Source organism: Pseudomonas sp. P7548 (assembly GCF_013386585.1).
In the GTDB taxonomy this organism is placed as follows: domain Bacteria; phylum Pseudomonadota; class Gammaproteobacteria; order Pseudomonadales; family Pseudomonadaceae; genus Aquipseudomonas.
Genome location: NZ_JACARO010000103.1, coordinates 1 through 1,701 on the forward strand (window position 1 = coordinate 1; position 1,701 = coordinate 1,701).

Consider the following 1,701-nt stretch of genomic DNA (forward strand, 5'->3'; position numbering starts at 1 on the left):
GCCCTGGCCAACGACAGCGACTTCGGCCTGGTGGCCAGTGTGGTCAGCCGCAACCCTGAAGCCACCGAGCGTGTCGCCAATGCGTTGCAAGCCGGGCTGGTGTGGATCAACGCGCCGCAGGTGATCTTCCCGCAGACGGCGTGGGGCGGTTACAAGCAGAGCAGCATCGGCCGCGAGCTGGGGCCGTGGGGGTTGGCGGCATTCCAGGAGATCAAGCACGTGATTAAATCCATCTAACGACACACATCCCATGTGAGAGCTGGCTTGCCTNNAGCCAGCTCCCACAAAAGCCAGTTTCCACAGTGGATCGCCGTTGTGTCAGTCAGCCGCTTCACCCCGCAGCATTACGCTCGGCATATTCGCTGACGTCGTGTTGCAAACATTATTTGTCCCACACCAAACATAGAAACGCCCTACAGAGCTTTCTATTGGTACGAGCGTTCCGTTAAGCTTTTGCCCTTGTCGCGCGCTGTCACAGTGCCAAGGCTTACCGGATGGAATGGATGCTAAACAGTAATTCGCTCAGAAAGCTCGATATGCAGGACTTGATGGTGTTCATCGCCGTCTACGACCAGAGCAGCGTTACCGAGGTGTCCGAAACGCTGTTCGTCAGCCAGTCCACCGTGAGCTACAGCCTGAAGAAACTGCGCACCAGTTTCGAGGACGAGCTGTTTATCAACACGCGGGCGGGCATGCGGCCAACGTACAAGGCCACCACCATGTATGGCCATGTGCAGAAGATCCTCGAAAGCATCAACCTGTGCCACGCCGGGGGCCAGGCCTTCGACCCGACGCAAAAAGCCGTGACCTTCAACGTGTGTGCCCCGGAATACTTCGAGCAATTGATCCTGCCGCGCCTGCTGAAAAACTTCGACCGCGCCGACCTGCCGGTGATCGTCAACGTGCAAAAGCTGGAAAGCGACATCCCCGCCGACGACCTGCGCGAAGGCCGCCTCGACTTGGTGATCTGCTTCGGCCCGCACTTTCACCGCGCCCACAAAGACTTCAAGACCCAGATGCTGCTCGAAGATGATTTGGTGTGTGTGTTCGACCAACGTTCGGCGCCCCGGGAGCCGGCGTTCAGCCTGCAATCCTTTGTGGAGCGCCGTCACGTGTTCCCGACGCCCTGGACCTCCAGCACCAACATGATTGACGGCTGGCTCGCGCGCCAGGCCCACAAGCGCCAAGTGGTGGCGCGGGCCAACAGCTACGGCGCGGCACTGAAGATGATCACCGGCACCGACTTCGTCGTCACCCTGCCCCGCCGCGTGCAGAAGCTGCTGGCGCCACCGCCGGTATTCGGCCATTGCGAAGCGCCCAACGGCTTACCAGGGTTCACCCTGGACATGCAGTGGAACGAAACCAGTGAACAGGGCAGCGCCAATACCTGGTTTCGCGAGCAAGTCGTAAAAGTCTGCGCCGAACAAGGGTTGCTGTAACCCTTAACCGATGGCGACTTTGCTGTAGGAATCGCGATCAATGTCCAGCAGCTCGACACTCAGTTGCAGCTGCACGCCTTCGGGCCAATCACCCAGGTCTTGCAGCGCAGCCAACAGGCTTTCGGAGAGCTGTTTCTTGACCTGGGGCGAGCGCCCGCTGAGCAGCGACAGCTTCACCGCGATAAAGCCACGGGAACTCAGGGAGGTGCCGACCTGGAAGCTCTCGACCTTCACGGCGCGGCTCTTGATGTCGAACTCGGAA

At 59.8% G+C, this 1,701-nt stretch carries 3 protein-coding genes; 2 read left to right on the top strand and 1 reads right to left on the bottom strand.

Annotated features, from left to right (window positions below):
• Window positions 1-237, top strand: a 237-nt coding sequence (locus HX803_RS30010) for an aldehyde dehydrogenase family protein (protein WP_178925731.1), incomplete at its 5' end; no start/stop codon positions are given.
• Between the two features lie 266 nt (window positions 238-503).
• Entirely contained in the window at window positions 504-1,439 is a 936-nt protein-coding gene (locus tag HX803_RS30015; RefSeq protein WP_178925732.1) for a LysR family transcriptional regulator, read from the top strand.
• Between the two features lie 3 nt (window positions 1,440-1,442).
• Here the strand turns inward: HX803_RS30015 and HX803_RS30020 are convergent.
• Window positions 1,443-1,701: 5-carboxymethyl-2-hydroxymuconate Delta-isomerase (locus HX803_RS30020; protein ID WP_178925733.1), on the bottom strand; the 259-nt coding region annotated here is incomplete at its 5' end.

Bases quoted from the DNA above. Each gene is read 5' to 3' on its own strand.
- HX803_RS30015 (WP_178925732.1), top strand. From the start codon at position 504: ATGCTAAACAGTAATTCGCTCAGAAAGCTCGATATGCAGGACTTGATG.